General features: G+C 71.5%; 21 protein-coding genes. 8 read left to right on the forward strand and 13 right to left on the reverse strand.

All coding sequences use genetic code 11. The annotated features are described in order from the left end of the window. Nucleotides 1-400 precede the first annotated feature (400 nt). Entirely contained in the window at nucleotides 401-1840 is a 1440-nt protein-coding gene (locus tag AB0C46_RS28820) for a ricin-type beta-trefoil lectin domain protein (RefSeq protein ID WP_362831361.1), read from the forward strand. A 248-nt stretch (nucleotides 1841-2088) separates the two neighbouring features. Here the strand turns inward: AB0C46_RS28820 and AB0C46_RS28825 are convergent, their stop codons facing one another. The 3 genes from AB0C46_RS28825 to AB0C46_RS28835 all read right to left on the reverse strand — a co-directional run bounded on the left by AB0C46_RS28825 (nucleotide 2089) and on the right by AB0C46_RS28835 (nucleotide 6166). Then, nucleotides 2089-2802: a response regulator transcription factor gene (locus AB0C46_RS28825; RefSeq protein WP_362831363.1), complete on the reverse strand. Its 714-nt coding sequence runs from the start codon at nucleotides 2800-2802 to the stop codon at nucleotides 2089-2091. Between the two features lie 89 nt (nucleotides 2803-2891). Continuing rightward, on the reverse strand, nucleotides 2892-4190 hold the full coding sequence (locus tag AB0C46_RS28830; RefSeq protein ID WP_362831364.1) for a PspC domain-containing protein: 1299 nt from the start codon (nucleotides 4188-4190) through the stop codon (nucleotides 2892-2894). Nucleotides 4191-4339: 149 nt separating this feature from the next. Next, nucleotides 4340-6166 carry a protein kinase gene (locus AB0C46_RS28835; RefSeq protein WP_362831418.1) on the reverse strand — a complete coding sequence of 609 codons (1827 nt, stop codon included), beginning with the start codon at nucleotides 6164-6166 and terminating at the stop codon, nucleotides 4340-4342. 250 nt (nucleotides 6167-6416) lie between these two features. Between AB0C46_RS28835 and AB0C46_RS28840 the strand changes: the two genes are divergently transcribed. Continuing rightward, nucleotides 6417-7865: a PspC domain-containing protein gene (locus AB0C46_RS28840; protein WP_362831365.1), complete on the forward strand. Its 1449-nt coding sequence runs from the start codon at nucleotides 6417-6419 to the stop codon at nucleotides 7863-7865. Next, nucleotides 7862-8110 (forward strand): hypothetical protein, encoded by a 249-nt coding sequence (locus AB0C46_RS28845; protein WP_362831367.1) that lies wholly within the window; start codon nucleotides 7862-7864, stop codon nucleotides 8108-8110. Before AB0C46_RS28840 ends, AB0C46_RS28845 begins: the two co-directional genes overlap by 4 nt. Before the next feature lie 357 nt (nucleotides 8111-8467). Here the strand turns inward: AB0C46_RS28845 and AB0C46_RS28850 are convergent, their stop codons facing one another. The 3 genes from AB0C46_RS28850 to AB0C46_RS28860 all read right to left on the reverse strand — a co-directional run bounded on the left by AB0C46_RS28850 (nucleotide 8468) and on the right by AB0C46_RS28860 (nucleotide 11815). Continuing rightward, entirely contained in the window at nucleotides 8468-9013 is a 546-nt protein-coding gene (locus AB0C46_RS28850) for a TQO small subunit DoxD (protein ID WP_362831368.1), read from the reverse strand. 231 nt (nucleotides 9014-9244) lie between these two features. Continuing rightward, complete coding sequence (locus AB0C46_RS28855) at nucleotides 9245-10540, reverse strand: hypothetical protein (RefSeq protein WP_362831370.1); 1296 nt, start codon at nucleotides 10538-10540, stop codon at nucleotides 9245-9247. Between the two features lie 1116 nt (nucleotides 10541-11656). Continuing rightward, nucleotides 11657-11815, reverse strand: a complete 159-nt coding sequence (locus AB0C46_RS28860; RefSeq protein WP_362831371.1) for a hypothetical protein — start codon at nucleotides 11813-11815, stop codon at nucleotides 11657-11659. On the opposite strand from AB0C46_RS28860, the gene AB0C46_RS28865 reads away from it, so the two are divergent. Continuing rightward, on the forward strand, nucleotides 11814-12572 hold the full coding sequence (locus AB0C46_RS28865; protein WP_362831372.1) for a hypothetical protein: 759 nt from the start codon (nucleotides 11814-11816) through the stop codon (nucleotides 12570-12572). The genes AB0C46_RS28860 and AB0C46_RS28865 overlap by 2 nt on opposite strands. Before the next feature lie 197 nt (nucleotides 12573-12769). Then, nucleotides 12770-13351, forward strand: coding sequence for a lytic polysaccharide monooxygenase auxiliary activity family 9 protein (locus AB0C46_RS28870; RefSeq protein WP_362831373.1), 582 nt, complete (start codon nucleotides 12770-12772; stop codon nucleotides 13349-13351). A 104-nt stretch (nucleotides 13352-13455) separates the two neighbouring features. On the opposite strand, the gene AB0C46_RS28875 is transcribed toward AB0C46_RS28870, so the two are convergent. After that, a complete protein-coding gene (locus AB0C46_RS28875) occupies nucleotides 13456-14346 on the reverse strand; it encodes a class II aldolase/adducin family protein (RefSeq protein WP_362831375.1) in 891 nt (296 codons plus the stop codon). 38 nt (nucleotides 14347-14384) lie between these two features. On the opposite strand from AB0C46_RS28875, the gene AB0C46_RS28880 reads away from it, so the two are divergent. Then, a complete protein-coding gene (locus tag AB0C46_RS28880; RefSeq protein WP_362831376.1) occupies nucleotides 14385-14918 on the forward strand; it encodes an SRPBCC family protein in 534 nt (177 codons plus the stop codon). A gap of 204 nt (nucleotides 14919-15122) precedes the next feature. On the opposite strand, the gene AB0C46_RS28885 is transcribed toward AB0C46_RS28880, so the two are convergent. The 4 genes from AB0C46_RS28885 to guaA all read right to left on the reverse strand — a co-directional run bounded on the left by AB0C46_RS28885 (nucleotide 15123) and on the right by guaA (nucleotide 19571). Then, the gene (locus tag AB0C46_RS28885; RefSeq protein ID WP_362831377.1) at nucleotides 15123-16064 is read right to left on the reverse strand and encodes an ornithine cyclodeaminase family protein; all 942 of its coding nucleotides are present in this window, start codon (nucleotides 16062-16064) and stop codon (nucleotides 15123-15125) included. Continuing rightward, nucleotides 16061-17194, reverse strand: coding sequence for a pyridoxal phosphate-dependent aminotransferase (locus AB0C46_RS28890; protein ID WP_362831379.1), 1134 nt, complete (start codon nucleotides 17192-17194; stop codon nucleotides 16061-16063). Before AB0C46_RS28890 ends, AB0C46_RS28885 begins: the two co-directional genes overlap by 4 nt. Nucleotides 17195-17199: 5 nt before the next feature. After that, complete coding sequence (locus AB0C46_RS28895) at nucleotides 17200-17844, reverse strand: PAS domain-containing protein (protein ID WP_362831381.1); 645 nt, start codon at nucleotides 17842-17844, stop codon at nucleotides 17200-17202. A gap of 140 nt (nucleotides 17845-17984) precedes the next feature. After that, nucleotides 17985-19571, reverse strand: a complete 1587-nt coding sequence (gene guaA, locus AB0C46_RS28900) for a glutamine-hydrolyzing GMP synthase (RefSeq protein WP_362831382.1) — start codon at nucleotides 19569-19571, stop codon at nucleotides 17985-17987. 251 nt (nucleotides 19572-19822) lie between these two features. On the opposite strand from guaA, the gene AB0C46_RS28905 reads away from it, so the two are divergent. Then, entirely contained in the window at nucleotides 19823-20116 is a 294-nt protein-coding gene (locus tag AB0C46_RS28905) for a chorismate mutase (RefSeq protein ID WP_362831383.1), read from the forward strand. 888 nt (nucleotides 20117-21004) lie between these two features. Further along, nucleotides 21005-22141 carry an LPXTG cell wall anchor domain-containing protein gene (locus AB0C46_RS28910; RefSeq protein ID WP_362831384.1) on the forward strand — a complete coding sequence of 379 codons (1137 nt, stop codon included), beginning with the start codon at nucleotides 21005-21007 and terminating at the stop codon, nucleotides 22139-22141. 77 nt (nucleotides 22142-22218) lie between these two features. On the opposite strand, the gene AB0C46_RS28915 is transcribed toward AB0C46_RS28910, so the two are convergent. Together AB0C46_RS28915 and AB0C46_RS28920 are read right to left on the reverse strand one after the other, a co-directional pair. Continuing rightward, nucleotides 22219-24054 carry a GMC family oxidoreductase gene (locus AB0C46_RS28915; protein ID WP_362831385.1) on the reverse strand — a complete coding sequence of 612 codons (1836 nt, stop codon included), beginning with the start codon at nucleotides 24052-24054 and terminating at the stop codon, nucleotides 22219-22221. A gap of 20 nt (nucleotides 24055-24074) precedes the next feature. After that, nucleotides 24075-25802: a succinic semialdehyde dehydrogenase gene (locus tag AB0C46_RS28920; protein WP_362831386.1), complete on the reverse strand. Its 1728-nt coding sequence runs from the start codon at nucleotides 25800-25802 to the stop codon at nucleotides 24075-24077. Between the last annotated feature and the right edge of the window lie 120 nt (nucleotides 25803-25922).

Raw genomic sequence — 25922 nt, forward strand, 5'->3', positions numbered from 1 at the left:
GACGGCCGGTCCACTCCGCGTCCGTCATGCCCGACGGATACCGACGCCCCTTCCGGCCGACCGCCGCGTTCCCTTAAACGCGAACGAAACAACTACCCAACGGCGCAGCTGCGTTGGCCCGTAGGAACGGGAACACTAAAAAGGACGCGACAACAGGGCCTCCTGGCGCTCGGGTTGGGGTCGTATCCCCGAGCCACCAAGAGGCCCTGCCTTCATACCCGGACCGCCGGTCTGCTGCGGCGCCAGGGTGCCGTCGGGCTCAGATACCAAAAATCCCCACAAGTGACTTCGAATATCCGTCACCTGACGGATGTTCGGGACCACCACTGATGCAACCCTGAAGATCATCTGACGGGGGTTCAACCGTCAGACGCGCCCCAATAGAGCACAGAAAGATGGCATGAACACATCGCACAGAAACCGCCGCGGCACGGTCTCCTTGGTCGCAGCATTGCTGATCGCACTGCTGGCACAGGGTTTCCTCGCAACTGGTGCTCACGCCTATCCAAACGCCAAGCGTCCGCCGAACGTGGGGCCAGGAACGGCGCAGGCATGGGCCAGAACGCTCGCAAACGGGCACGCCAGTAGGCATTTGCGTGATCCGGGCGCCCATGGAACCACTGCCGGTGAATTTCCTCGGCTCATCCAAGAAACGCTGACTTCGCCGGATGATGGGGTGTACCTGCGGGCCGTACCCCGGTCGGACAGCAGAGGCGTTTCGGCGTATTACACGCGTCAGGTACAGAATGCGGCGGGGAACCAAGTCCGGCTGCTGGTGATCATCAGCGTGAATGGTGAAGGAAGGATGGTCGTCACCCCGCAATCATCGACGGCCTATTTCTTGGAAGGCACGTTCGAAAGTCGGGTCCGGTCAACGCTCGGGAGGGATTACTCGCGGCCGGAAGTCGTACCGGCCGGCGAGCGTGGCAACGCGCCGATCACGGGTTTTGAGCGGATTGTCGTGGGGTGCGGCGGGACGCTGCCCGGCCCGCAGAAGCGAAGCGCCGATCAGGAGCCAGGCTGTAAGGCCGAGCAGTTCGACCAGGAAGATATCGACATGAATGGGAATATCGTGGCTCAGGCGGGGTGCCTGAAGCCCGAAGGGGGAAGTCTCGACAATGGCACCGGAGTCACCCTGAATGCCTGCGTTGGTGGCGACAAGAGTCAGAGCTGGAACTTTGGTCAGGGCACAATTGCCACCCTTAAGGACAATGTCCAAAAGTGCCTGGCCATTCAAGATGGGAACACAAGTAACGGCACACCGGTCACCCTGAATGGCTGCTCAAATGCATCGGCGCAGCACTGGGTACATCGGGATGACGGAACCCTGTACAACCCGGCATCCAGCAAGTGCCTGGACATTCCGAATTGGAATGAAAAGTTGATCCTCTGGGACTGCAAAACGGACGATGAGATCGACAATAGCACCCAGAAGTTCGACATTCCGACACAAGCTTACAAGAATCCTAGAATCGATGAGTGCCTTGAAGCCGCTGACGGAAAGACCGACAATGGCACTCCGGTCCGGGCCGGCGCCTGTAACGGCAGCAACGCTCAGAGGTGGAGCGCCATTGGCAGCGGTGCCGGGGCCGTGAAAGTGGAGGTACTGGAAAAATGCCTGGACATCCAAGGAGAGAGCAGGGATAACGGTACGCCGGTTACCCTGTATGAATGCGCCAGGGGTACTACTCCGTGGAACCAGCTATGGACCCATGAGCACTACGGGACCATGCGCGTTCTGAAAAATCCAGAGACTGGCAAGTGTCTCGACGCGGGCGACAAAAAAGCAACGCTCCAACCCTGTAACGGAAACAGTCGGCAGAATTGGGGACGTTATTAGCCTGCGCGTTTCACCTGGGCCTGTATCCGGATCATGAGCGGTAACGCGAAAGTGCCTTCTGGGCTGGGGCGATGAACCTTGTCAACGGGTTCTACCGGTCCAGGCGGAAGGCACTTTCTGCGTGCCGGCTATCGGTTCGCATCCCAGGCTCCAGATGCCGACTGACGGAGCGTGGGTGGTCGGGCGTGCCGGGGCACCACGCCGTCGGGCCCACGGCTCGGAGCCCGCACCCGCTGCCGCGCAGGGGCTCAGACCAGCCGCCGGGCCGCTGCCCAGCGGGTCAGCTCATGGCGGTTGGAGAGCTGGAGCTTGCGCAGCACGGCGGAGACATGGGACTCGACGGTCTTCACGGAGATGAACAGCTGCTTGGCGATCTCCTTGTAGGCATAGCCGCGGGCGATCAGCCGGAGGACCTCGCGCTCGCGCTGGGTGAGGCGGTCGAGGTCCTCGTCGATCGGCGGGGCGTCCGTCGAGGCGAAGGCGTCCAGGACGAAGCCGGCCAGCCGCGGGGAGAAGACCGCGTCGCCGTCGGCGACCCGGAAGATCGCGTTGACCAGGTCGGTGCCCGTGATCGTCTTGGTGACATAGCCGCGGGCGCCGCCCCGGATGACGCCGATGACGTCCTCGGCCGCGTCGGAGACGGAGAGCGCCAGGAAGCGGACCGGGCGCTCTGCGTCGGTCATCATCGCGGCGCTGCGGCGCAGCACCTCGACACCGCCGCCCCCGGGGAGGTGGACGTCCAGGAGGACGACCTCGGGGCGGGTGGCGGTGATGACCGTGACCGCCTGGTCGACGTCGGCGGCCTCGCCGACCACCTCGACGCCGGTACGCCCGGTCTCACCGATCTCGGCCTGGACGCCCGTACGGAACATCCGGTGATCGTCGACCAGCACGACCCGTACGGTCCGGCCCCCGGCCGTCCCGCCGTCGGTCCCGCCCTGCTGTGCGCCGTCGCTGCTCATCTCTTCCGCCCGTCCCTCGGTGTCTGCCCCATCATCATCCCGTGCCCCGGCGCGCGCTGTCGCCTCCGGCCGCCCCTCGCCGGGCCCCGTCATGTCTCGCGCTCCGTCGCCGCGCGCTCCATTTCCAGCTCGACGACCGTGCCGCCCTCGGGGGCGGAGCGCAGCCGGGCGGTGCCGCCGTGGCGCTCCATACGGCCGATGATGGACTCCCGTACGCCCATCCGGTCCGCGGGGACCGCGTCCAGGTCGAATCCGGGGCCGCGGTCGCGCACGGAGACGAAGACCGTACGGCCCTCCACCTCGGCGAACACCTGCACCGCGCCGCCCTCACCGCCGTATTTCGCGGCATTGACCATCGCCTCGCGGGCGGCCTGCATCTGGGCGCCCAGCGGCTCGTCCAGCGGGCAGTCGCCGACGACCACGACCTCAAGGGGGACGCCGTGGTCGTCCTCCACCTCGGCGGCGGCCGTGCGGACCGCCTCCGCCAGGGTGGCCGGCTCCTCGTCCTCCTCCTTGCCGCGGCCCTCGGGCCTGTAGAGCCAGGCGCGCAGCTCACGCTCCTGGGCGCGGGCCAGCCGCGCCACCTCCCGGGGGGCGTCGGCGTTGCGCTGGATCAGGGTGAGGGTGTGCAGGACCGAGTCATGGACATGGGCGGCCACTTCGGCGCGCTCCTGGGCGCGGATGCGCATCAGCCGCTCCTCGGAGAGGTCCTGGGCCATCCGCACGAGATAGGGCCCCGCCAGCAGCGCTATGCCGACGACGACGGCGAGCGCGGCCTGCAGCACCGAACCGAGATGACGCACCGAACCCTGCAGCACCACGATGCCGGTCACCCCGACGCCGACCAGCAGCACACCGGCGGCACCACGCAGCATCGGCAGCAGGCCCTTGCGGCGGCCGAGCTCCAGCCACTGGGCGCGGCGGGAGTTGTCCGCCTGCCGCCACACCAGGGCGACACCGGCACCGATCAGCAGCACCGGCCAGAGATAGCCGTTGGCCTGACCCAGCTGGAAGCGGGAGGCGACGATCCCGGCACCGATGAGCAGCGCGATCAGCGCGAAGACCTGGCCCTTGTCGGGGCGGTGGCGCAGCCGGCGGCGTGTGCCGTCCCCCGGGGCGGGCCGGCGGTGCTCCACGCCGCCGACGCCCAGCGGGACGAAGAACCAGAACGCGGCATACAGCAGGGCACCCATCCCGTCCGCCATGAACAGGGCCACGAACACGATCCGCACCCAGGAGACCGGCAGCCCGAGATGCCCCGCCAGACCCCGCGCGACACCGCCGAGCAGCCGCCCGTCGGCGCTGCGGTAGAGCTTGCGCACGGGCGGGTCATCGGGGTCCGGCGCCGGGGCGTAGCTCGTCTCGGCGCGGGGCGGAGCGGTGGTCATGTCCCCGATCGTCACACGGCACCCGGGCCCGGGACATCAGGGTCGTCCCTGAACCTGTCCCTGACGTTTCCGGGGGGGGGCCGGGCCGGGCGCCGGCGACGGCCCGGCGGGCCCACCGCGCCCGCCCCGGCCCACCGCGCTCCGGTGCCTCAGCTCTCCGGGTCGGTCCTGCGGAAGCCGTCCCTCACCACCGAGAAGAGGGGGCTCCCGAACTTCGTCCAGTCGGCCTCCGGCGTGGTCACGGCGAACGCGTACTCCTTGCCGCCCTCGCGGCCGAACCCGAGGTCGTACGTCCGGAACGTACGGGCCCGGCCCCTGAAGGTGTACTCCCAGACCGCGGCGGGCTCACCCTGGTACACCGTCTGCTGCAAACGCAGCAGCGAGTAGATGGGGGTTTTCGCCTTGAAACCGGCCTCCACGTCCTTGAAGTGCTGGACGTGGTCCCCGGAGGAGAAGTCCAGGACACTGAGTTGCAGCCTGGCATTCTCCGACTCCGAGTAATAAACGATCTCCCGGCCGCTGTCGTTGACCGTCCGCTTCCACCCCTTGGGCACCGGGAGGGTCACGCCGAGGGCGGACTCCGTGGCCTTGCGGTAGCCGTCGGGAAGGGGCGGCGGCGGTCCGATGCTGTTGTCCGGGACCCCGGGCTGCGGGGTGCCCTTGTCCGCCGCCGCGTTGGACGCGCCGGCGTCGTCGGGGCGCATCAGGTACCAGGCCGTGCCCGCACCGCCCCCGGCGAACAGCACCCCGGCGATGCTCCAGACCATGACCCGGGCGGCACGCCGCCTACGGGGGGCCTTGCCACCCGACAGCGCTTCCGTACCGTCCCCGCCGGCCCGCCTGCCGCCCGCCCCGTCCGGGAGAGCCATGGGGCCGGTCACGGCGCCGCCGCCGACGTCCGTACCCGAGCCCGTGCCCGAGCCCGTGCCCGCAGGCGTCCCGCTTCCAGTCCCGGTTCCAGCCCCGGTTCCGGTTCCGCTCCCGGTGCGGTCCGACGTGGCTCCCGCCCCGCCCGAGTGCTGCACCGGACGGGTCGGTGCCTCCGTCTGCTCGCCCGGCGTGTCCTGTTCCGGCGCACCGCGTCCGACCGTGCCCAGTGCCAGCGTCGGCCAGCCGTACAGCGCCGTGTCCGCATCGGCCTCGGCGGCCCGCAGCGCCTGTTCGACGACCTCGGCCGTCGGGCGGTCGGCCGGCTCCTTGGCGAGCAGCGCCTCGATCAGGGCGCTCAGCGACCCGGCGTTGCGCGGCGCCTCGAACGGGTCCATGGCGATCGCATACGCCGTCTCGACCGCGGTGTCCTTCCGGAACGGGGGCCGTCCCTCGACCGCTTGATAGAGCGTCGCACCCAGCGCCCACAGGTCGGAGGCAGGCCCCGGCTTGCCGCTTCTGACCCGCTCGGGCGCCAAGTAGTCGATGGAGCCCACCAGCTCGCCCGTCTTGGTGAGCGTGGAGGTACCACTGGCGACCGCGATGCCGAAGTCGGTGAGCACGACCCGGCCGTCCTCACCGAGCAGCACATTGCCCGGCTTGACGTCACGGTGCAGCACACCGGCGGAGTGCGCGGCACGCAGCGCCGCCACCATGCCGCGTCCGATACGGGCAGCCTCGCGCGGCGTGACCGAACTGTCCTGCCGCGCGGCTTCCTTGATGAGGTCGCCGAGCGTCGTCGAGGGGACGTACTCCATGACGATGCACGGCATCCCGGCGTCGTCCACGACGTCGTGCACCCCCACCACATTGGGGTGGTTGATGCGCGCCGCGGCCTGCGCCTCGCGGGTGGTGCGCTCATAGCGCCTCGCCAGTTCGTCCGCATCGAGATACGGCGCCACATGCAGACGCTTGACCGCGACCTGGCGCCCAAGGACCTCGTCCCGGGCACGCCAGACGGTTCCCATACCGCCCTGGCCTATCCGCTCAACCAGGCGATACCGCCCGGCGACCAGTCGCCCCTCGTCCACCGACGCCGCCTCCGTCACCGCACGCCCCTCCGGAAACCCGTACGTATCCAGGGCGCAACGATAGTCGCCCGCGCCGGTGACAAGCCCAGCGGCCACCGCCCGCGCGCGTCCGTGTTCCGAACGGGCCCAACGGGCCGGGGCATATGCGAGTGCGCGAGGGGTTTCGGGACCCCCCAGGGGCATGGCGGGGACGGCATCAGGGGATCTCAGGGATCTGCCAGGGTTTCCACTGATGCGGGGCGTGCGTGGCCCTTGTCACCATGGGCCCATGAACGATGCAGCCCACGTCGAGGAGTCGGCTCCCTCCGACCCCGCCGGCTCCGCCCCGTCGCATCCGCCGCTGCGCCGCAGCCGGCGGCACAAGGTGATCGGCGGAGTCTGCGGCGGGCTGGGCCGGCAGTGGGATCTCGATCCGGTGATCTTCCGGATCGTGCTCGCCGTGCTGTCCGTCGGCGGCCTCGGGCTGATCGCCTATGGCTTCGCCTGGCTGCTCATCCCCCTCGACGGCGAGGACGAGAACGAGGGCCGCAGGCTGCTCTCCGGCCGTGTCGAGGGCACCGCGCTGACGGCCCTGCTCGTCGCGCTGGTCGGCTGCGGACTGTTCCTGACGACCCTCGCCAAGGGCAGCATGATGTCGTTCGCCATCATGCTGACGCTGGCGGTGGCCGGTTCCGCCTATTGGTCGCGCCGGCGCCGGCTGGTGGAGTCCGAGGGCCCGGAGGCGATGGACACCGCCACGGCCCAGGCAGTCGCCGACGCCCCACCCGAGACCAAAGCGCCCCCCGTACCCACCGGCCCCTCCTGGTGGCGCGCCCAGCGCTCCGGGGAGGGCGCCGGTCCGGGCTATCTGTGGGGGCCCGACACCACCCCGCTCCCCCTCGACATCAGTTACCGGGCCGAGCACGGCACAGCCGCGACCACGGCCCCGTACCGGCACGACACCTGGTCCGAGGCCGGCCGTCCGCCCGGGGCGCCCGTGCCGCCGGGCGCGCCGCCGGCCCGCGACCCGCGCCGAAGCCGCCGCAGCGGACGCCCGATCGGCGGCTGGACGTTCCTGCTCGCGCTGCTCGCCGGCTGCGGCACCGCGCTCGCCGTCTCCCGCCATGACAGCCTGGTGCCGGCCCTCCAGGCAGGCCTGGCGTGCGCGCTGGTCGTCTTCGGTCTCGGGCTGGTACTCAGCGCCTGGTTGGGACGCACGGGCGGCGGCACGGTCTTCATGGTGGTGCTGACAGCTCTGCTGCTGGCGGGCGCGACAACGCTGCCCGACGCCCTCACCACCCACTGGCAGAAGCGCACCTGGTCCCCCACCAGCCTCAGCGCCGTCCCGCCGCAGTATGAGCTGGGTTCGGGAGAGGGGAAGTTGGACCTCACCGGTCTGCCCCTCAAGCCGGGCCGTACGGTCCACACCGGCGTGGGAGTGGGCGCCGGCCGCCTTCAAGTGACGCTGCCGCACGGTGTCACCGCCCATATCCGTATCTCGCTCGGCCTCGGCGATATCCAGCTGCCCGGTGAATCGCCCCGCGACGTGGACCTCACGGCGAGCGGAGAACGGAGGGTCACCCTCCCCGCCGACGGCCTCAAGAAGGGCGAGAAGCCGCGTGGCGAGGTGGACCTGAACCTCGAACTCGGCGCCGGACAGGTCGCCGTCACACGCGCCGAACCGGCCCCCGCTCCGCCGGCCCCCGCCGCCCCGACCTCCCAGGGAGCCTCCCGGTGAAGCGCCACCCCTTCGAACCGGCCCGCCTGATCTCGGGCCTCACCGCCCTCACCCTCGGCACGGCCTACGGCCTCGACGCCCTCGGCCTCTGGCACGCCCCCGGCCCATGGCTCTTCCTCGCCCTCCCCGCCGGCCTGCTCCTCTCCGGCATCACCGCCGCCGTCCGGTCCACGACCCGCCGCCCGCTCACGGACACCCCGTCCCCGAGCCCGCACACGGACGCCCCCTCCCCGACGGACTCCTGACGCCCGCCGGCCGGCCGGCAGCACCGCCACCGCATCCGGCGCGGACGTCCTCGCCCCGCCCGGCACGACCGCGCGGGGACAACACAGCAGGGCGTGTCTTCAAAGTCCCGTCGTTCGCCCGTAGGGCGGGCCTCGCGGTGTCTGGTGCACTGCACTCGCTGCGCTCGCTCCGTCTCGGCTCTTCATTCAGCCGGTGGATGCCGAGCGCGATCGCAAGGCGGAGGGTCGTCCCGGTACCGGGTGCACCGGGATGATCCCGACCACGCGGATGGGGGGCCGCCCCCCCGCGCCGTTCAGGCGTGGGGGAGAGCGTGCGTGCCAGGCGCCGCGAGGCCGACGGGACTTTGAAGGCAGGCCCTAGCCGAACAACTGCGCCCCGTGCCGCTTGCGGCGGCCGGCCAGGGCGGCGTCCAGGGAGAACCTCGGCGTACCGGCCAGCAGGAGCGGGATCCAGGCCATCAGGTAGGCGAGGTCATTGCCGTAGTAGTAGGGCGTGGTCGCCCAGCTCACGGTGAGCCAGAGCGTCAGCGAGATCAGCGCACCGCCGAGCGCCGCCAGCCGGCCCAGCAGTCCCACCAGGGTCCCGAGGCCCACCGCCAGTTCACCGGCCGCGATGGCATAGCCGAAGCCCACCGGACTCTGCTGCGCGATCTCCACCAGCTGCGGCAGCGCCGCCGCGTCATGGACCTGACGCAGCATCTCGCCGAGCGAGCCCGCGCCACCGGCCGCCAGGAACGCCGGATCCGTCAGCTTGTCGATGCCCGCATAGAGGAAGGTGGCCCCCAGAAAGAGCCGCAGAGGGAGCAGCGCATGGCGCGCCAGCTGCCCCCGCAAGCCGGCGCCCGCCCCCTCGACGCCCGCCCCTCCCAACTCGGCACCGATCGTACGATTCGCGTGCACCATGACGTCCGCCTCTCCGTTGCCACCGGGCGCAGACGATTGTGCCCGCGCCCGCGCCTCCTGGGGAGATACGTACGCACGTGCGCAAGAGGTTCAACGGACCGATGCACTTCAGGCGACTGCGGCACACAGAACCGTCACGCAACAACAGCGGCACCACCACCCGCACCACCCGCACCGGCCGACAGGCGACAGGCGACAGGCGACGAGCGACAAGCAACGAGCGACAAGCGCTCAGTCCAGGACGTCGATCGGATAGCCGTCCGTCTCCACACCCGCCGCCGTGACCACCCGGACCTCCACCCGGCCGGGCTCGACATCGACCGGCACGGGGACCGTCAGCACCCCGTCCGTCGGATTGGCGAAGCCACCGGCCACCGGGACCAGCGGGACGGGGACATGCACATCCCCGATCCGTACGACGGTGCGGGCGAGCCGGTCGGGCGTCCCGGCGCCCGGCGGCACGAAGCCGGCGCCGCGGATCTCGATGTCGTCGCCGGTACGGACCGGCGCGGCGAGATCACCCAGCTCACGGGAGCGGACGACCGAGAGGATCACCGGACGGCCGCCCGACATCGCCTTCCCCGCCAGGTACGTCGCCGCGGAGAGCACCAGGAGCACCACCAACCCCCAGGGCAGCTGCGGCAACTGCGCCGGCCGCCCGGCCAGCCGCACCAGCGCGCACCCCAGCACGGCCGCGTTCACCAGGACGTACTGCACGTCCAGGAGGCTGCCCCGCCCCGCGTCGTCCGCCAGCAGATCGGCGGCCCGCGGCCGCTCCGCGGGAACCTTCTGCAGCCGCCCCGACCGCACCCGCGAGGCCACCAGCCCGTGAGCCACCACCGCCACCGCGCACCCGACGGCGAGCGCCACCAGCAAGGCGCCGGACCGTTCGAGCGCCCACCCCTGGAGGAGCCGGCGCCGCTCGCCCGGGGCCGTGGCCGTCGCTGTCGCTGTCGCTGTCGCCTGCTGTACGGCCACCGTCAGGACGGCGTACAGCACCGCGGTCGCCCAGCCCGCCGCCACCGTCCGCGAGGTGGACAACCGCCCGTCCTCACCGATCAGCGGCGCCAGCGCTCCGCCGTGCGCGCGGTGCCGCCAGGCCGCCGCCGTCAGCCCCAGCGCCGGTACGACGGCCGCGAGCAGCCCCGCCGTACGGGCCACCGTCCAGCCCGTACCGAGGGCGGTCAGCGCCTGGCCGAGCAGCAGGGCCACCACCGCGCCCCAGACGGCGAGCACGGTGCGCCACCGCAGGGCCGCCAGCCAGGCCGTCTTTCCGGCGGCGCGCCGCTGGGCGACCTCCCGTGCGGACAGCGTCAGTTCGTCGGAGACCCACTGCCGGGCCGCCCCCGCGGAACGCGCCAGCCCGGCCGGCACCCCGCGCCCGGCGGCGAAGTCCTCGCGGAGCGCGACAAACGCGGCGACCGCCTGCCGGTGCCCCGCACGGGCGCCGTGCGGGCACCGTCCGCACCGGCACTCGCCGCCTCCGGCGCGCTCCGCACCGTCCCCCGGCTCGCCCGTTCCGGCCATTCTGCCCGCCGCATCCACCGACACGTCCGCTACCGCCCGCCACCACTGATGATCATCAACTTGACTTGTCCGATGGGGAATTGTGCCTCACCCCGGCGGGGCGGACAGCAAACGTCCAGTTGGTGGCGGGGTGCGGGGGCAGCGACGCGTTGACGTACGGCGGCAAAACGGGCCCCGCCCGCCGCACACGCCCCAACAGCAGCTCCCGGAACCTGCGCACCGGAACCTGCGCACCGGCACCTCCGCACGGCCCCACCTCGGCAGCGGGGTACGCGCACCCCGCACCGAGGCACCCGCCCCTCCGCACCGAGGCACGAGCCCCCGGCACACCTGACCGCGCGCCGACCACGGAACCCCGGCGCGTCCCCTATTCGGGCGAACCGGGCCACGGCGAAGGCTGAGCGGCCGGCGCGCTGCGCAAGCTTCCGCCGTGCGTCAAATACACGGATTCCACGGATCGCACAGCCGCGATGACCTGGCCAGACCGAGAGCGCCGCGGAGGCCGGACGGACCGAATAGAGGGGAGGGACCGCGTAGAGGGGAGGGGCCACGTAGAGGGGAGGGACCGCGAAGAGGGGACGGACCGCGAAGAGGGGACGGACCGCGAAGAGGGGAGGAACCGCGTAGAGGTGAGGGGCTGCGGCGGCCGGAAGGACCGCACCTGGGTTCCGGGCTGCGGGCCGCCGCCGCGTTCCTTCTGCTGACCGGGGTCGCCGCGCTGCTCGTCCTCGCGCCGGCGGCCACCGCTCATGACCGGTACAACCGCCCGGTCACCGGCGACAACTGCGCCTTCGCCGGCACGGCACCGCCGGTGGACGTACCGACCGGCTTCCCCATGCCGCACGACTGGCACTTCCCCTGCACCAGGACCAAGCCGCCGACGCCCTCCCACACACCGGCACCGCGCCCACACGTCCCCAGGCCCGCACCACCACCGCCACCGCCACCGCCACCGCCCATCCTCGAACCCCGGCCGACACCGCCCCCGCCACCACCACCGCCACCCACTCCACGCGCCCGCCCGACAGCGCCGCCCCCGCCCGAACCGAAGCCGAAACCGAAGCCGAAGCCCGTCCTCCGCCGCCCGGCGTCACCGCCGCCCGCCCTGCCCCGCAGCTACGCGCGGCCGTCCCACCGGCCGCACAGCGGGCGCTCCATGGTGACCACGACCTTGTTGATCACCGCCCCGGCCGTACTGGCCGGCGCCGCCCTCCGTCCCCGTTCGAGCTCCTCGTCCGGTTCCGCCGGGCGCCGTTCCTCGTAGGAGGTCTCCATGTCGCAATGGCTGGTGCTCACCATCGCCATGGCCGCTGCCTGCGGCGTCGTCCTGACCATCACCGTGCTCAAGGAACGCCGGATCACGGAGGACGACGACCCGTCCGAAACACCCGATGTGATCGAGTATCTGACGATGATGGTGGGGGTGGTGTACGCGATCGTGCTGGGTCTGGCCATCGCCGGCGTCTGGGAGGCCAGAAGCGCGGCCGAGGACACCGTACGGACCGAGGCGCAGGCCCTGCACGAGGTCAGCGCGCGGGCCCGGGCCTACCCCGCGCCGGTGCGGGACCGCATCCGCGCGGATGTCGATGCGTATGTGAGCTATGTGGTGCACAAGGAGTGGCCGGTGATGGCCGAGCAGGGGGAGCTGACCCGGCACGGCACCGAGCTGCTGACGAAGGTCCGGGCGGAGGTCACCGACTACCGTCCGCGCAACGACTTCGAGGGGCAGTCGTACCAGCCCCTCGTCGACCAGGTCGCGGTGGCCGACGGGGCCCGCACCGCCCGTGCGGACGCGGCCGATTCGACGCTGCCCGGAGTGGTGTGGTTCGGGCTGATCATCGGTGGCGCCATCTCGATCGGCGTCATGTTCACCCTGCAAATCCGGCGCTCGGGGCGGGAGTTGCTGATGGCCGGGCTCTTCAGCGCGCTGATCGCCTTCCTGCTGTTCCTCGTCTGGGACTTCGACGCCCCGTTCAGCCGGGGCATCTCCGCCACCGCTGCACCGTTCCTCGATCTGTTCCCGCATCCGTGAGGTGGGACCGGGCCCTGCAGGACGGCCGCCCGTCCCGCAGGGCCCGGCCGGCTCGCCAATCCGAGAGGAACAGCCCCGGCGCGCCGTCCCGTGGTTCGCGTGGACACGCACGACTCTGCAGACACTATGAGTGATCACATGGATACAGTGCGCACGCAGAGTCGATATGTCGACCTGCCGTCGTTAAGGAGAGAGCTGTGGAACGAGAAGCCCGACGCGGAGCAGTGACCGATCCCAAGTCCAGGGCTCAACTTCACCTGGCGGACTGGCAGGCTGCCGGCCTGGAGGCCGGCAAGTTCTTCCCCGCGAAGGAAGCCGGCCTCACCGACCCGTACGCGCCGGACGATGTCCCCAACTTCGAGCCGCCCCACGACGGCCGGATCGCCAGCGCAGGGAAGGACTTCGCCGCCAAGCTCGACGAGCCCGACGCGCAGCAGGACTGGCACAAGCACCAGGTGACCGCCGGCCAGGCGCTGGACATCACCTGGAACTACCACGCCCCGCACAAGACCCGCCGCTGGAACTACTTCCTCACCAAGAACGGCTGGGACCCGGGGGCGCGCCTGACCCGGGCACAGTTCGACCTGGAACCGATCGCCACGTACCAGAACAGCGGCCGGCCGTACTGGAGCGCCGACGGCCTCCTCCCCCAGGACCCGACAGTCCACCACGTCACGCTGCCCGATGACCGCAAGGGGTACCACGTGCTGATGTCGGTGTGGGAGGTCGCCGACACCGGCAACGCCTTCTACCAGGTCATCGACCTCAACATCAGATAGCTCGACGCGCAGTCCGAGCTCGGCACCGGCGCCCCGTCGTATTCCTCAGCGACGGGGCGCTGCCCTCGACCGCGTGGCTGAGCCCGGAACCCACCGGACCCGCCCTAGTCGAAGAGATCCGGCTCACTGCGCACGATCTGCTGGTACAGCGGCTGGTAGTTGATCCAGGCGACCAGGTCGTTGCCCAGTTGTTCGCGCGTGTGGACGGCGTTGTGGTGGTCGATCAGTACCGGCTTGCCGGCGGCCTTGGCGGTCAGCTGGACCTGGCAGGAGCGCTCCATCGTGAGGAACCACCACGCCGCCGCGTCCACGGAGTCGCCGACCGTCAGCAGCCCGTGGTTGCGCAGGATGACCGCCTTGTGGGGCCCGAGGGCGGCCGCGATCCGCCGCCCTTCCTCCTCGTCCACCACCACGCCCGTGTAGTCGTCGTAGAGCGCATGGTCCTCGTAGAACGCGCAGACGTCCTGGGTGATCGGCTCCAGCAGCTCCCCCAGCGAGGACAGTGCCCGGCCGTATGTGGAGTGGCTGTGCGCCGCCGCGATGACGTCGGGGCGGGCCTGGTGGACCTGGGAATGGATGGCGAACGCCGCCTGGTTGACGTGGTGGCGGCCCTCGACGACCTTTCCCTCCGCATTCACCAGGATCAGCTCGCTGACCGTGAGGTGCCGGAACGACATCCCGAAGGGGTTGACCCAGAAGCAGTGCGGGAACTCCGGGTCGCGCACGGTGATATGGCCCGCGACGCCCTCCTCGAAGCCATGGCGCCCGAAGAGACGCAGCGCCGCGACCAGGCGCTCCTTGCGGTGGCGCCGCTCGCCCTCGACGGTCGCATGCGCCGGCGGCATCGCGAAGTGCAGCTGATCGGTGGGTATGGGGGTCGGCTCGGGCATCGCGGCTCTCCTCTGGCGCGTACGGCGTGATGCTCGATGCGGAAGGTACCTTCCGCTACCGCAGGTAAACAGGGCCGCGACCGGCGTACTTCCCGCTGCCTGCATGATGAGGGCACCAGGAACGGCAGCAGAGGGGGCACACCATGAGGGCCATATCGGTCAGCAGGGACATCGTCGCCGCACCACGGCAGATCTTCGCCGTCCTCCGGGACCCGGCCCGGCACGCCGAGTTGGACGGCTCGGGAACGCTGCGCGGCCGCCCGGAGGGGCCGTCGCCGCTGGGGCCCGGCGACCGGTTCAGCATGGGGATGGCGCAGGGACGTATCGCGTACCGGTCGGTGAATGTGGTGGTGGAGTACGAGAAGGACCGGCTGATCGCCTGGGAGACCTGGGGCGAGTTCCGCGGCCGGCGGCTGGTCGGCGGTCAGCGCTGGCGCTACGAGCTGACGCCCTTGAACGGCACGGACGGCACGGACGGCACGGGCGGCACGGGCGGCATGGACGGCGCCGGTGCCGGGGGCGGGGGCGCCACCCGGGTGACCCGGGTCACCCACACCTATGACTGGTCGCGCGCCCGGCTCCCCCGGCTCGTCGTCGAACTCCCCGGCTTCCCGCGGCGGATGGGCCCGGCGATGACCACGACGCTGGAGCGGCTGGCCTCGGCGGTACAAGGCTGAGGACGCGGCCGCTCCGCGCCGCCGTCCCCGCGTCCCCGCGCGCCACGCCGCACGCCGGAGGCGATCCCCGCGTCCCCGCGCGCCACGCCGGAGGCCGCCCCCGCGCCCCCACGCGCCACGCCGGAGGCAGTCCCCGCATCCCCGCATCCCCGCGCGCCACGCCGAAGGCGAGGAGGCCCGCGGCGAAGCGGTGGCCCTGGGCGTTCATTCCCCAAGCCGGTCGAGGACGGCCGAGGCGAGCGCCGCGTCGAGCGCTCCGACGCCGGTGAGGTCGGCGACCGTGATCGCGGCGTCCGGCCGGTCGACGGGCGTCCTGAGCAGCAGGCCGGCCGCGATGTCCCCGTCCTCGTCGGCGGCCCCGGCGCGGACGGCATGGCCGAAGTCTCCGTGGTCGAGGCACTGGGCGTGGTCGTCGGTGGCGATGAGCCGTGCGCGGTGGAAGAGCGCGGGCGGCAGCTCGTTCTTGTGCGGCATGTCCGTGCCGATGCCGGTCACATGGGTGCCCGCGCGCACCCGAGCGGCGTCCAGAACGGGCGATGTGGCCGGCGTCGCGGTGATGATCATGCCGGCCCCGGCCGCCTCCGCCGCGGCAGCGGGCCGGGCCGCCAGGCCGTGTGCATCGAGCGCGTCGCACAGCGCCCGGGCCTTGTCCGGGGAGCGGCCATGGACCAGCACCAGGCCGACCGGCCGGAGTTCGGCCAGCCAGAGCGCCTGGAGGCGGGCCTGTTCGCCGGTGCCGAAGACGGCCAGTGTGCCGGCGTCGGGCCGGGCCATGGCATGGGTGATCAGCGCGCCCGCGGCGGCGGTGCGCCAGGCGGTCAGCAGGCCGCGGTCGTCGAGGAGCGCGCGCGGCGCTCCGGTGCGGGCGCTGACGACGCAGACCAGACCGTGGTTGACGGGGAGGCCGAGCGCCGGATTGGCGTAGAAGCCGGTCGCGATCTTGACGGTGAAGTCGGCGGCGCCGTTGATCCAGCCGGCTTTGACATGGCAGTCCCCATCGGCCTCGCGGAAGTCCAGGTGCAGCGGCGGCGGCACATGGGTACGGCCTTCCGCGTGCGCGATCAGCGCGTCGCGGACGGTGTCGAGGACCAGCCGCGAGGTGGTGGCCCGTTCGATGGCGGCCGCGTCGAAGACGGGGAGCGTCATCGGCGTGCCCGCATCCAGTCGGCGAAGGCCGCCAGGCCTTCTTCCGGGTTGCGGCGGCCGACGCCGATGCGGAAACGGTCGGTGGGGGTGGCGGTGATTTCGGAGCGGTAGATGCTCGCGGGCAGCAGCAGGACGCCGGCTTCCTCCACCAGGCGGGTGCAGAACTCCTCCACTCCGTCGGCGCCGAGGTAACGGGGGTAGGCGACGCATCCGCCGTCCGGCCGCTGCCATGCGAAGTCGTCCGCGAACTCGGCGAAGAACGCCTCGAAAGCCGGCAGATTGGCCGCGATCAGGGCCCGGTTGCGGTGCAGGATCGTCTCGCGGGCCTTCAGGGCGATACGGGCCAGGACCTCGCTGGGCGCGGAGTTGCAGATGGTGGTGTAGTGCTTGGCCCGCTCCAGACGGGCGCGCAGCGCACGGTCGCGGCAGGTGATCCAGCCGATGCGCAGCCCGGGAAGCCCCAGGGACTTCGAGGTCACGTTCAACGACAGTGCGCGCTCGGACACATCGGCGGCCTGCGGCAGGGTGCGGGCCGGGTCGCGTTCCAGGCCGCGGTAGACCTCGTCGCTGAACAGGTGGATGCCGCGCTCGTCGCACAGGCGGGCCAGTGCGCGGAAGTCGGCGGCGTCGAGGACCTTGCCGGTGGGGTTGTTGGGGAAGTTCACCGAGACGACCCGGGTGTTCGGCCGGATCGCCGCCGCCACCTCGTCGAGGTCCAGGGCCCAGTCCCGGTCCGCGTCGAGGGCTACGCCGGTGACCTCGCACAGCGCCAGCGGCACGGTCTCGGCGGCCTGGTAGTTCGGGGTCACCACCACCGCGTGGTCGCCGGTGCCGAGCAGCACGTTCATCGCCAGGTACAGGGCTTCCTCGGCGCCCGCGAAGCAGATGACGTCGTCCGCGTCGGCCTGCTCGTACGTCTGGGCGATCACCTCGCGCAGGGCCGGGTCGCCGAAGGTCTCGGTGTAGCCCAGGGACAGGTTCTCGAAGGCCGCGCGGTCCTGGTCGTCGGCCAGCCCGAGCAGCTCGGCGAGCGTCATGGTCTGGACGTCGGAGGCGGTCAGGTGGTGGCGGGCGGTGAACTCCCAGCGGGAAAAGTACGTTTCGAGGCGGAAGTCGGGCAGCCGGGTCATGGTGGTCAGTCCTTTGCGCTGGATGCTCTGAGCTCGGCCAGCAGGCCGTAGACGGTGGACCGGGACACCCGCAGGGCCCCGGCGACGACCGGTGCGGCCCGGCGCACCGCGAACACCCGGGCCTCGTCCAGCCGGCCGAGGACGGCCAGGCGGTCCTGGCGGGTCATGCGCTCGACGGGACGGCCCGTTTCGCGGACATGGCTGCCGACGATGTGCTGGATGCGGTCGGACCAGTCCTGCTCGAACAGCGGCTCGGGACGCTGCACGGTCGGGGCGCCGAAGGCGGACAGCACCGCCGCGGCCTGTTCCAGCGGGGTGCGGTCGAGATTGATGCACAGCACGGCCGACGGACGGTCGTGCGCATCCCGCAGGACGGCGCTCACCGACGACAGCCGGCGGCCGTCCGCGAGCAGCTTCTCGTACGGCCCGTACACGCCCTGCGGTGACGGTTCGAGCTCGTCCAGTTCACCGAGCAGGGAAGGATCCCCCGGGCCGCGGGAGCTCATCGGGTTCCAGACCTCCAGGACCCGGTCGGTGTCCGGATCATGCAGCACCACTTCGGCGTACGGACCGAGCAACCGCGCGACGGCCTGGCACACCGGCGCCCACATCCGCACCCGGGGGTCCGGGGCCTCTTCTGCCTGTCCCATGCTTGGACTGTACGTCCAGACTGGACAGAAAGTCCATGAGAGGTGCCGCCGGGACGGCCCCACCAACGACAACGCCGCCGCTCGGCAGACCGAGCGGCGGCGTCATCAGGCGGCCGGCGGGATCACCCCGGCCCGTGGGATCACTCCCACTCGATGGTGCCCGGGGGCTTGCTGGTGACATCGAGGACGACGCGGTTCACGTCGGCGACCTCGTTGGTGATGCGGGTGGAGATCCGCGCCAGCACGTCGTACGGCATCCGGGTCCAGTCCGCGGTCATCGCGTCCTCGGAGGAGACCGGGCGCAGCACGATCGGGTGGCCGTACGTACGGCCGTCGCCCTGGACGCCGACCGAGCGGACATCGGCGAGCAGGACCACCGGGCACTGCCAGATCTCGCGGTCCAGACCGGCCGCGGTCAGCTCCTCGCGGGCGATGGCGTCGGCCTCGCGCAGCAGGTCCAGGCGGTCCTTGGTGACCTCGCCGACGATCCGGATGCCCAGGCCGGGGCCGGGGAACGGCTGGCGGTGGACGATCTCGTCCGGCAGGCCGAGCTCGGAGCCGACCATCCGGACCTCGTCCTTGAACAGCTGGCGCAGCGGCTCGACGAGCTCGAACTCGATGTCGTCGGGGAGCCCGCCCACGTTGTGGTGCGACTTGATGTTGGCGGTGCCCGTGCCGCCGCCGGACTCGACGATGTCCGGGTAGAGCGTGCCCTGGACCAGGAAGGCGACCTGCTCGCCCTCGGCGCCGGCCTCGGCGACCAGCTCGGCCTGGGCCTGCTCGAAGACGCGGATGAACTCCCGGCCGATGATCTTCCGCTTCTGCTCGGGGTCGCTGACCCCGGCCAGTGCGGTCAGGAAGCGCTCCTCGGCGTCGACGACCTTCAGCTGGACGCCGGTGGCGGCCACGAAGTCCTTCTCGACCTGCTCGGACTCGCCCTTGCGCTGGAGACCGTGGTCGACGTAGACGCAGGTCAGCTGGTCGCCGATGGCCTTCTGCACGATGGCCGCGGCCACCGAGGAGTCCACACCGCCGGACAGTGCGCAGATGGCGCGCTTGGTGCCGACCTGGGCGCGGATCGCGGCGACCTGCTCCTCCACCACGCTGGTGGTGGTCCAGCTGGGCTCGATGCCCGCACCGCGGTAGAGGAAGTGCTCCAGGACCTGCTGGCCGTGCGTGGAGTGCATGACCTCGGGGTGGTACTGGACGCCGTAGAGCTTCTTCTCGTCGTTCTCGAAGGCGGCGACCGGGACCACGTCCGTGGACGCGGTGACCGTGAAGCCCTCGGGGGCGGCGGAGCAGGCGTCACCGTGCGACATCCACACCGACTGCTCGGTGGGGGTGCCCTCGAACAGGGTGGAGCCGGGACGGGAGACGGTCAGCGGGGTACGGCCGTACTCACGGGCGCCGGTGTTGTCGACGGTGCCACCAAGGGTGATGGCCATGAGCTGGAAGCCGTAGCACATGCCGAAGACCGGGACACCGGCCTCGAACAGGGACCGGTCGAGGCTGGGGGCGTCTTCGGCGTAGACCGACGAGGGACCGCCGGAGAGGATGATCGCCTTGGGGTTCTTGGCGAGCATCTCCGCCACCGGCATGGTGGACGGCACGATCTCGCTGTAGACCCGGGCCTCACGGACCCGTCGGGCGATGAGCTGGGCGTACTGTGCGCCGAAGTCGACTACGAGGACGACGTCCGGGGCAGCGGCAGGGGGCGCTGATGGCACTTCGGCGGCCTTCCGGCGGTGTGGAGCAGGGGTTGGACTTTCGATTCTAACGGGCTCATACTGAGCCCCATGAACACGCAGCTGACCTTCGTCTTTACCTATGGCACCGGCCCAACCGGCTGCCATGGTCGTGCTGCTTGATCCACTGACGAGCAACTTCCCAGGCGCCCCGGGCCGACAAGGTCCGGGGCGTCTGCGTCTGTCGGGACCGATCACCGGCTCCGGGGCCACCCACCCCAGGAGAGACGGACATGAGCACCCAGACCAGCACCGCCCCCGACACCGGCGCCCGCTCCTCCGAGGCCGCCGGGATCATCACCGATGCGCGGCAGCGGATCGACGATCTCGACGGCCGGATCATCGGCCTGGTCCAGGAACGGATGGCCGTCTCGGCCGTCATCCAGCACGAGCGCCTCACCTCCGGCGGACGCCGGGTGAACCTCTCCCGCGAGATGGAGATCCTCGACCACTACCGCGGCCAGCTCGGCAAGCCGGGCACCGCGCTGGCGATGACCCTGCTGGAGCTGTCCCGGGGCCAGATCTGAGGCAGGCACGGGTCAGCAGCGTGGCCGGTTCTGGCTGGTGTTCCGTCCGTTTTGGGGGCCGGGTGGGGCGCGTGGCAGAACGCACGCCCCGGCGCAGCCGGCGGATCTGAGTTCGGTTACCGACTCACCCATACGGCGCGTGACCGGCCGCTGCGAGGCTTCGTTGTTCCCGGTGCCACGCCAGCCAGGCGCGGCCTGCAGGACTACGCGTAGACGCCGCCCCAAGGGCGGAAACCCGGAGCGATGAGACGCCGGCCGCCAGCCGTGGCCCGCGTCGTGGGACCTCGCTCCGGTGCCGTGGCCGGTCAGCAGGGGACAGCAGCCCGGTCACATCCGATGGGGTGGTCGGTCCTGGGGACGCCCGGGACCGACCGCATCCGGTCGAAACGGTTGCGCCAGGTGAGGCGCATCCAGGACGATGCTTGACGTACGACACACCGCGTCCGGTAGGGACCTTTGCACTGCCATTGGTCCGGCCAACGCGGGCTCCGCACCATCGCGCACCACCCCGAAAGCCAGCGGCGCTACCCCCCCCCAGCGCCGCCCCTCGGTGCCGGCGCTGCCCTGACGCCGGCACCGAAAGCCAAGGGCCCCGTGACCGTCCGCACCCCCCTCGCGGACGGTGTCCGGGGCCCTTCGCTGTGCCCGGGGTGCGCCCGGCGCACGTCCGCCGTCCAGCCAGTGCTGTGCGCCGCCTTTGTGGAACCTATGAGGCTGCTGTGACGCGTGTGATCGGCATCACGGCGGCGTTTCTGGTTGAGTGGACAACCTTTTTTGGCCATGGCCGGTCATGTACCTGCAATCGCACGGCCATCCCGCGCCCCACCGCGACGGCCCGCAACCCACTGGTGCCGGACATCGGCACTTTGGACCCGAGAGGTCTTCTCGATGAAGCTTCGCCGTGCCCTGACGGCTGCCGCCGCAACGGCCGTCATAGCCCCCGCCGCTCTGCTGGCGGCCCCTGCCGCGTATGCGACCGGTCCCGGGACCGAGCCCAGCGCGAGCGCCGAGCCCACGCCGGGCACACCTGACCCGGAGCCGTCCGACGGGACCACCGCGCAGCCGGAGACCCCGGGCACCGGTAACGGGAACACGACGGACGACACCACCCCGGGCGACACCACCCCGGGCGACACCACGCCGGGCGACGGCACGCCGGGCGACGACACGGGCGACGGCACCGGGCCCGGCGAGGAGACCGGGAGCGGTGACGCCATCGAGCCGTCCACCCCGGACACCCCGGGCGGCAAGACCGGGCCGAGCGGCACCCCCGGGCCCTCCACCTCGGCCGGGCCCACCGAGCCGGGCGAGCCCGGTGACGAGGCCGAGTGCACGGTCGACGACGCCGCCATCAAGGTGACCGTCGCCCACCTGCCCGCCAAGCTCGTCGCGGGCGGCGGCTGGCAGGGCTTCAGCGTGCGGCTGGCCAACACCACGGACCGGGCGCTGGACGAGGTCTACCCGGTCATCTACGCGGTGCCGACCGGCGACATCGACCACCCCACGTCGCAGCTCGACCTGGAGTACCAGAACCCGGACACCGGCAAGTGGACCTCGTTCGACGAGTGGACCGAAGGGGAGTACTTCGGCTGGTTCCAGCTCGACGCGCACCGGACCGCCGAGCTGAAGATGCGGATCCGCGCAGCCAAGGGCGCCACGGCCGGTGACGGCTTCGCGCTGGTGGCGGGCGACTACCAGAACCAGGACGGCTCCTGCGGCTGGTCCGAGGAGCGGTGGTACGACTTCACGATCCTGCCCGCCGGCAGCAGCCCGGGCGAGATCCCGCCGGCCAGGCCCGGCAAGCCCGGCAACAAGCCCGGTACGCAGGGCGGCGGGAAGCCGGTCAGCACCGGCAAGCCCAAGGCCGGCATGGACAAGCTGCCGGTGACCGGCAATCTGGCCGAGACCGGTGCCTCCTCCGCGCTGCCGGCCCTCGGCATCGTGGGCGGGGTCGCCATGGTCGTGGGCGCGGGCGCGATCTTCGCCGTCCGTCGCCGTAAGACGGACGGCGCCGCCGCCGCGTAACGGCAGGCGCTGCAGGGGAGGGAGGGCCGCACCGGGTTCCGGGTGCGGCCCTCCGCCGTGCGCGCGCAGGACGGGCCCTACGTCAGCGACTTCTTCGGCGGTACCGGCGGGACGGTGAGGAACGGCAGGTTCAGTGCGCCGAACGCCTTCTTGGGGACGGCGGGGCGGACCGGCTCGACCGGCGCCAGCCGCCGGTAGGCCCGGCCCGGGGCGGGGCGCGGGTCCGTCTCACCCTTGTTGGGCCACAGCGACATCGCGCGTTCGGCCTGTGCGGTGATGGTCAGGGACGGGTTGACGCCCAGGTTGGCGGAGACCGCGGCGCCGTCGACGACCGAGATCCCCGGGTGGCCGTAGAGGCGGTGGTACGGGTCGATGACGCCGTGGTCGGCGTCCGCGCCGATCGGGCAGCCGCCCAGGAAGTGCGCGGTCAGCGGCGTCCCCATCAGCTCGCCGACGTTGCTGCCCGCGAAGCCGTTGATCTCCTGCGCCAGCAGCGTGGCCGCCTCGGTGGCCTCGGGGATCTGCTCGGGGTTCGGTGCGCCATGGCCCTGGCGGGCGGTGAGCAGGCCCTTCCCGATGCCGCCCGGCTTGCGGTAGGTCGTCAGGGAGTTGTCCAGCGACTGCATCACCAGGCCGATGATGGTGCGCTCCGACCAGCGGCGGTTGGAGAGCGACCGGAGCAGCAGCAGCGGATGCCGCAGACAGTTCGCGGCCCAGCGGCCGGCGCGCGAGCCGCGGCCGTCGACGGGCACCTGGAGGATGGACATCGCGCCCATCGCGTTCGACCCCTTGCCGTAGCGGACCGGCTCGATATGGGTGTGGGCGTCGGGGTGGATGGACGAGGTGATCGCGACCCCGCGGGTGAAGTCGGCCTTGGTGCCGTGCCGCTTGCGGTAGCGGCGGTCGTCGGTCTGCGCGCCCACCAGCGCCTCGGAGTTCGTCCGGGTCAGCTCGCCCAGCTTGCCGGAGATGCCGGGCAGCAGCCCGCTGTCCTTCATCTTGTGCAGCAGCGTCTGGGTGCCGTACGTGCCGGCGGCGAGGACGACCCGGCGGGCGGTGAAGGTACGGCCCCGGCCCTTGCGCTTGCGGTCGGTGGGGAGGGTGGCGACGGCGAAACCGCCGCGCGAGTCCTCGGTGACGGTGACGACCGAGGTCATCGGGTGGATGACGGCGCCGGCCCGCTCGGCGAGGTGGAGGTAGTTCTCGTTGAGGGTGTTCTTGGCGCCGTGCCGGCATCCGGTCATGCACTCGCCGCACTCCGTACAGGCCTTACGGGCGGGGCCCTGGCCGCCGAAGTAGGGGTCGGGGACCTCGGTGCCGGGTGCCGCCTGCGACGTCCCGTCCGCGTCCTCCCCGTCCCCGAAGAAGACCCCCACCGGCGCGAGGTGGAAGGAGTCGCCGACGCCCATCTTGACCGCGGCCTCCTTGAGGTGGACGTCGGAGGGCGTCATCGTCGGGTTGAGGCGCACCCCCAGCATCCGCTTGGCCTGGTCGTAGTACGGGGCCAACTCCTCCTGCCAATCGGTGATTTCGCCCCACTGCGCGTCCTCGAAGAAGGGCTTCGGGGGGACGTAGAGGGTGTTGGCGTAGTTGAGCGAGCCGCCGCCGACGCCCGCACCGGCCAGCACCATCACGTTGCCGAGCAGATGCACCCGCTGGATGCCGTAGCAGCCGAGCGCCGGGGCCCACAGATAGTTGCGGATGTCCCAGGAGCTCTTCGGCAGGGTCTGCCGGGTGAAGCGGCGGCCGGCTTCGAGGACGCCGACGCGATAGCCTTTCTCGGTCAGCCGCAGGGCGGAGACCGAGCCGCCGAAGCCGGAGCCGACCACGAGCACGTCGTAGTCGTAGCCGTCGTCCTGGGCGTCCCGGTCGCCGTTCCGGTCCTGATTCCGGGCAGAGTTCTCCTGGGGCACTGGCTCTCCCTGCTGAGGTGTTAGCGGAGTCGGAACGCCTTCATCGCGCGCAGGCTGCGGCTCATGAACTGCGCGTACTTCTCATCGGTCATGCCGAAGGACGGGGCGAGCGGCATCAGCCGCTGCTGGGCGACGGTCTGTGCCTCGGTGTACTTGAGGATGCCCTCGGAGCCGTGCCGGCGGCCCAGGCCCGAGTCACCCATGCCGCCCATCGGGGCCTGCACACTGCCGTAGCCGGCGGCGTAGGACTCGTTGACGTTGACGGTGCCCGTCCGCAGCCGGGCGGCGACCGCGCGGCCGCGGCGGCCGTCCTTGGTCCACACGCTGGAATTCAGGCCGTACGGGGTGGCGTTGGCGAGCGCCACCGCCTCGTCCTCGTCGCGGAAGCGGTAGATCGAGACGACCGGGCCGAAGGTCTCCTCGCCGCAGACCGCCATCGGGGCCTCGACGCCGTCGAGGATGGTCGGCTCGTAGAACAGCGGGCCGATGTCGGGGCGGGGCCGTCCGCCGGCGACCAGCGTGGCGCCCTTGGCGACGGCGTCCTCGACATGGCGGGTGACGGTCTCCAGCTGGCGCTCGCCGACCAGTGAGCCCATGTCGGCGCCGTAGGCGAGGGAGTTGCCCAGCCGCATCGCCTTCGTCCGGGCGGCGAAGCGCTGGAGGAAGTCGTCGGCGAGGGACTCGTGGACGTACAGCCGCTCGATGGAGATGCACAGCTGGCCGGCGGAGGAGAAACAGCCGCGGACGGCACCGGCGGCGGCCTTCTCCACATCGGCGTCCCGGAGCACCAACATGGCGTTCTTGCCGCCGAGTTCGAGGGAGACACCGACCAGCCGGGCGGCGGCGCCCTGGGCGACCTCGCGGCCCGTACGGGTCGAGCCGGTGAAGGAGACGTAGTCGGCGTGCGCGACGACGGCGGGGCCGACGACCGGGCCCTCGCCGAGCACGACCTGCCAGACGTCCTCCGGCAGCCCGGCCTCGATGAGCTGCTCGCGGGCCCACAGGGCGGTCAGCGCGGTCTCCGTGTCGGGCTTCATGACGACGGCGTTGCCCGCGACGAAGGCCGGCAGGGCGTCACCGACGGACAGCTCGAAGGGGTAGTTCCACGGGGCTATCTGCCCGACGACGCCCCGGGGCTGGCGGAGTTCGGTGACCTTGGTGAGGGTCGGTACGACGCCGGTGCGGGCCTTGGGTTTGAGGTAGGCGTGGGCCTTGCGCCCGTAGTGGCGGGCCGTGACGGCGACCGCCTGCACCTCCTCATGGGCGTGCAGCCGCGCCTTGCCGGTCTCCAGCTGGATCAGGTCGAGCACCTCGGCCTGGCGGCGCAGCACCAGGTCGTGGAAGCGCAGCAGGACGGCGGCACGCTGCTTGACCGGGACCTTCGCCCAGCGCTCCTGGGCGGCGCGGGCGCGCTCGAAGGCGGTGACGACGTCCTCGGGGGTGGACTCCGGCAGGTCGGCCAGCTTCTCCCCGGTGAACGGGGTGTGGTTGGCGGTACGGCCACTGCCGGCCACCACACCGCGGGTGAGCCGGGCGGCGATCTCGGGGGTGACCACCTCCGCGGCGGTACGGGCGCCCGCGGGGGTGGGCGCGACCGGGTTGCCTCCCCCGCCGGGCGCCGCCGGGGCATCGGCGGGGGCGGGGGCCGCCGGGACCGCCGCGGGGGCATCGGCGGAGGCTTCCGCGGGGGCCTCGTCGGGGGCCTCGGCTGCGGAGGCGGCTGTTCCGGTGTCCTGCGAGTCCGTCATGCGGGCGAGCGTATTCCTCCCCCGGCGCTTTGTGTACCCGGCAGTAATGAGTTTTCACGCGGGACGCACAATCGTGCCAGTGTCTGCTGGCCGCAAGGGCGCTGGTCTGGGACGGCAGCG

Origin of the sequence: Streptomyces sp. NPDC048637 (genome assembly GCF_040650675.1) — a bacterium.
GTDB lineage: Bacteria > Actinomycetota > Actinomycetes > Streptomycetales > Streptomycetaceae > Streptomyces.

Coding starts and splice junctions, on each gene's coding strand:
- AB0C46_RS28820 (WP_362831361.1), top strand. CDS start 401: ATGAACACATCGCACAGAAACCGCCGCGGCACGGTCTCCTTGGTCGCA.
- AB0C46_RS28825 (WP_362831363.1), bottom strand. CDS start 2,802: ATGAGCAGCGACGGCGCACAGCAGGGCGGGACCGACGGCGGGACGGCC.
- AB0C46_RS28830 (WP_362831364.1), bottom strand. CDS start 4,190: ATGACCACCGCTCCGCCCCGCGCCGAGACGAGCTACGCCCCGGCGCCG.
- AB0C46_RS28840 (WP_362831365.1), top strand. CDS start 6,417: ATGAACGATGCAGCCCACGTCGAGGAGTCGGCTCCCTCCGACCCCGCC.
- AB0C46_RS28850 (WP_362831368.1), bottom strand. CDS start 9,013: ATGGTGCACGCGAATCGTACGATCGGTGCCGAGTTGGGAGGGGCGGGC.
- AB0C46_RS28855 (WP_362831370.1), bottom strand. CDS start 10,540: ATGGCCGGAACGGGCGAGCCGGGGGACGGTGCGGAGCGCGCCGGAGGC.
- AB0C46_RS28865 (WP_362831372.1), top strand. CDS start 11,814: ATGTCGCAATGGCTGGTGCTCACCATCGCCATGGCCGCTGCCTGCGGC.
- AB0C46_RS28860 (WP_362831371.1), bottom strand. CDS start 11,815: ATGGAGACCTCCTACGAGGAACGGCGCCCGGCGGAACCGGACGAGGAG.
- AB0C46_RS28875 (WP_362831375.1), bottom strand. CDS start 14,346: ATGCAGGCAGCGGGAAGTACGCCGGTCGCGGCCCTGTTTACCTGCGGT.
- AB0C46_RS28880 (WP_362831376.1), top strand. CDS start 14,385: ATGAGGGCCATATCGGTCAGCAGGGACATCGTCGCCGCACCACGGCAG.
- AB0C46_RS28885 (WP_362831377.1), bottom strand. CDS start 16,064: ATGACGCTCCCCGTCTTCGACGCGGCCGCCATCGAACGGGCCACCACC.
- AB0C46_RS28890 (WP_362831379.1), bottom strand. CDS start 17,194: ATGACCCGGCTGCCCGACTTCCGCCTCGAAACGTACTTTTCCCGCTGG.
- AB0C46_RS28895 (WP_362831381.1), bottom strand. CDS start 17,844: ATGGGACAGGCAGAAGAGGCCCCGGACCCCCGGGTGCGGATGTGGGCG.
- AB0C46_RS28905 (WP_362831383.1), top strand. CDS start 19,823: ATGAGCACCCAGACCAGCACCGCCCCCGACACCGGCGCCCGCTCCTCC.
- AB0C46_RS28910 (WP_362831384.1), top strand. CDS start 21,005: ATGAAGCTTCGCCGTGCCCTGACGGCTGCCGCCGCAACGGCCGTCATA.
- AB0C46_RS28920 (WP_362831386.1), bottom strand. CDS start 25,802: ATGACGGACTCGCAGGACACCGGAACAGCCGCCTCCGCAGCCGAGGCC.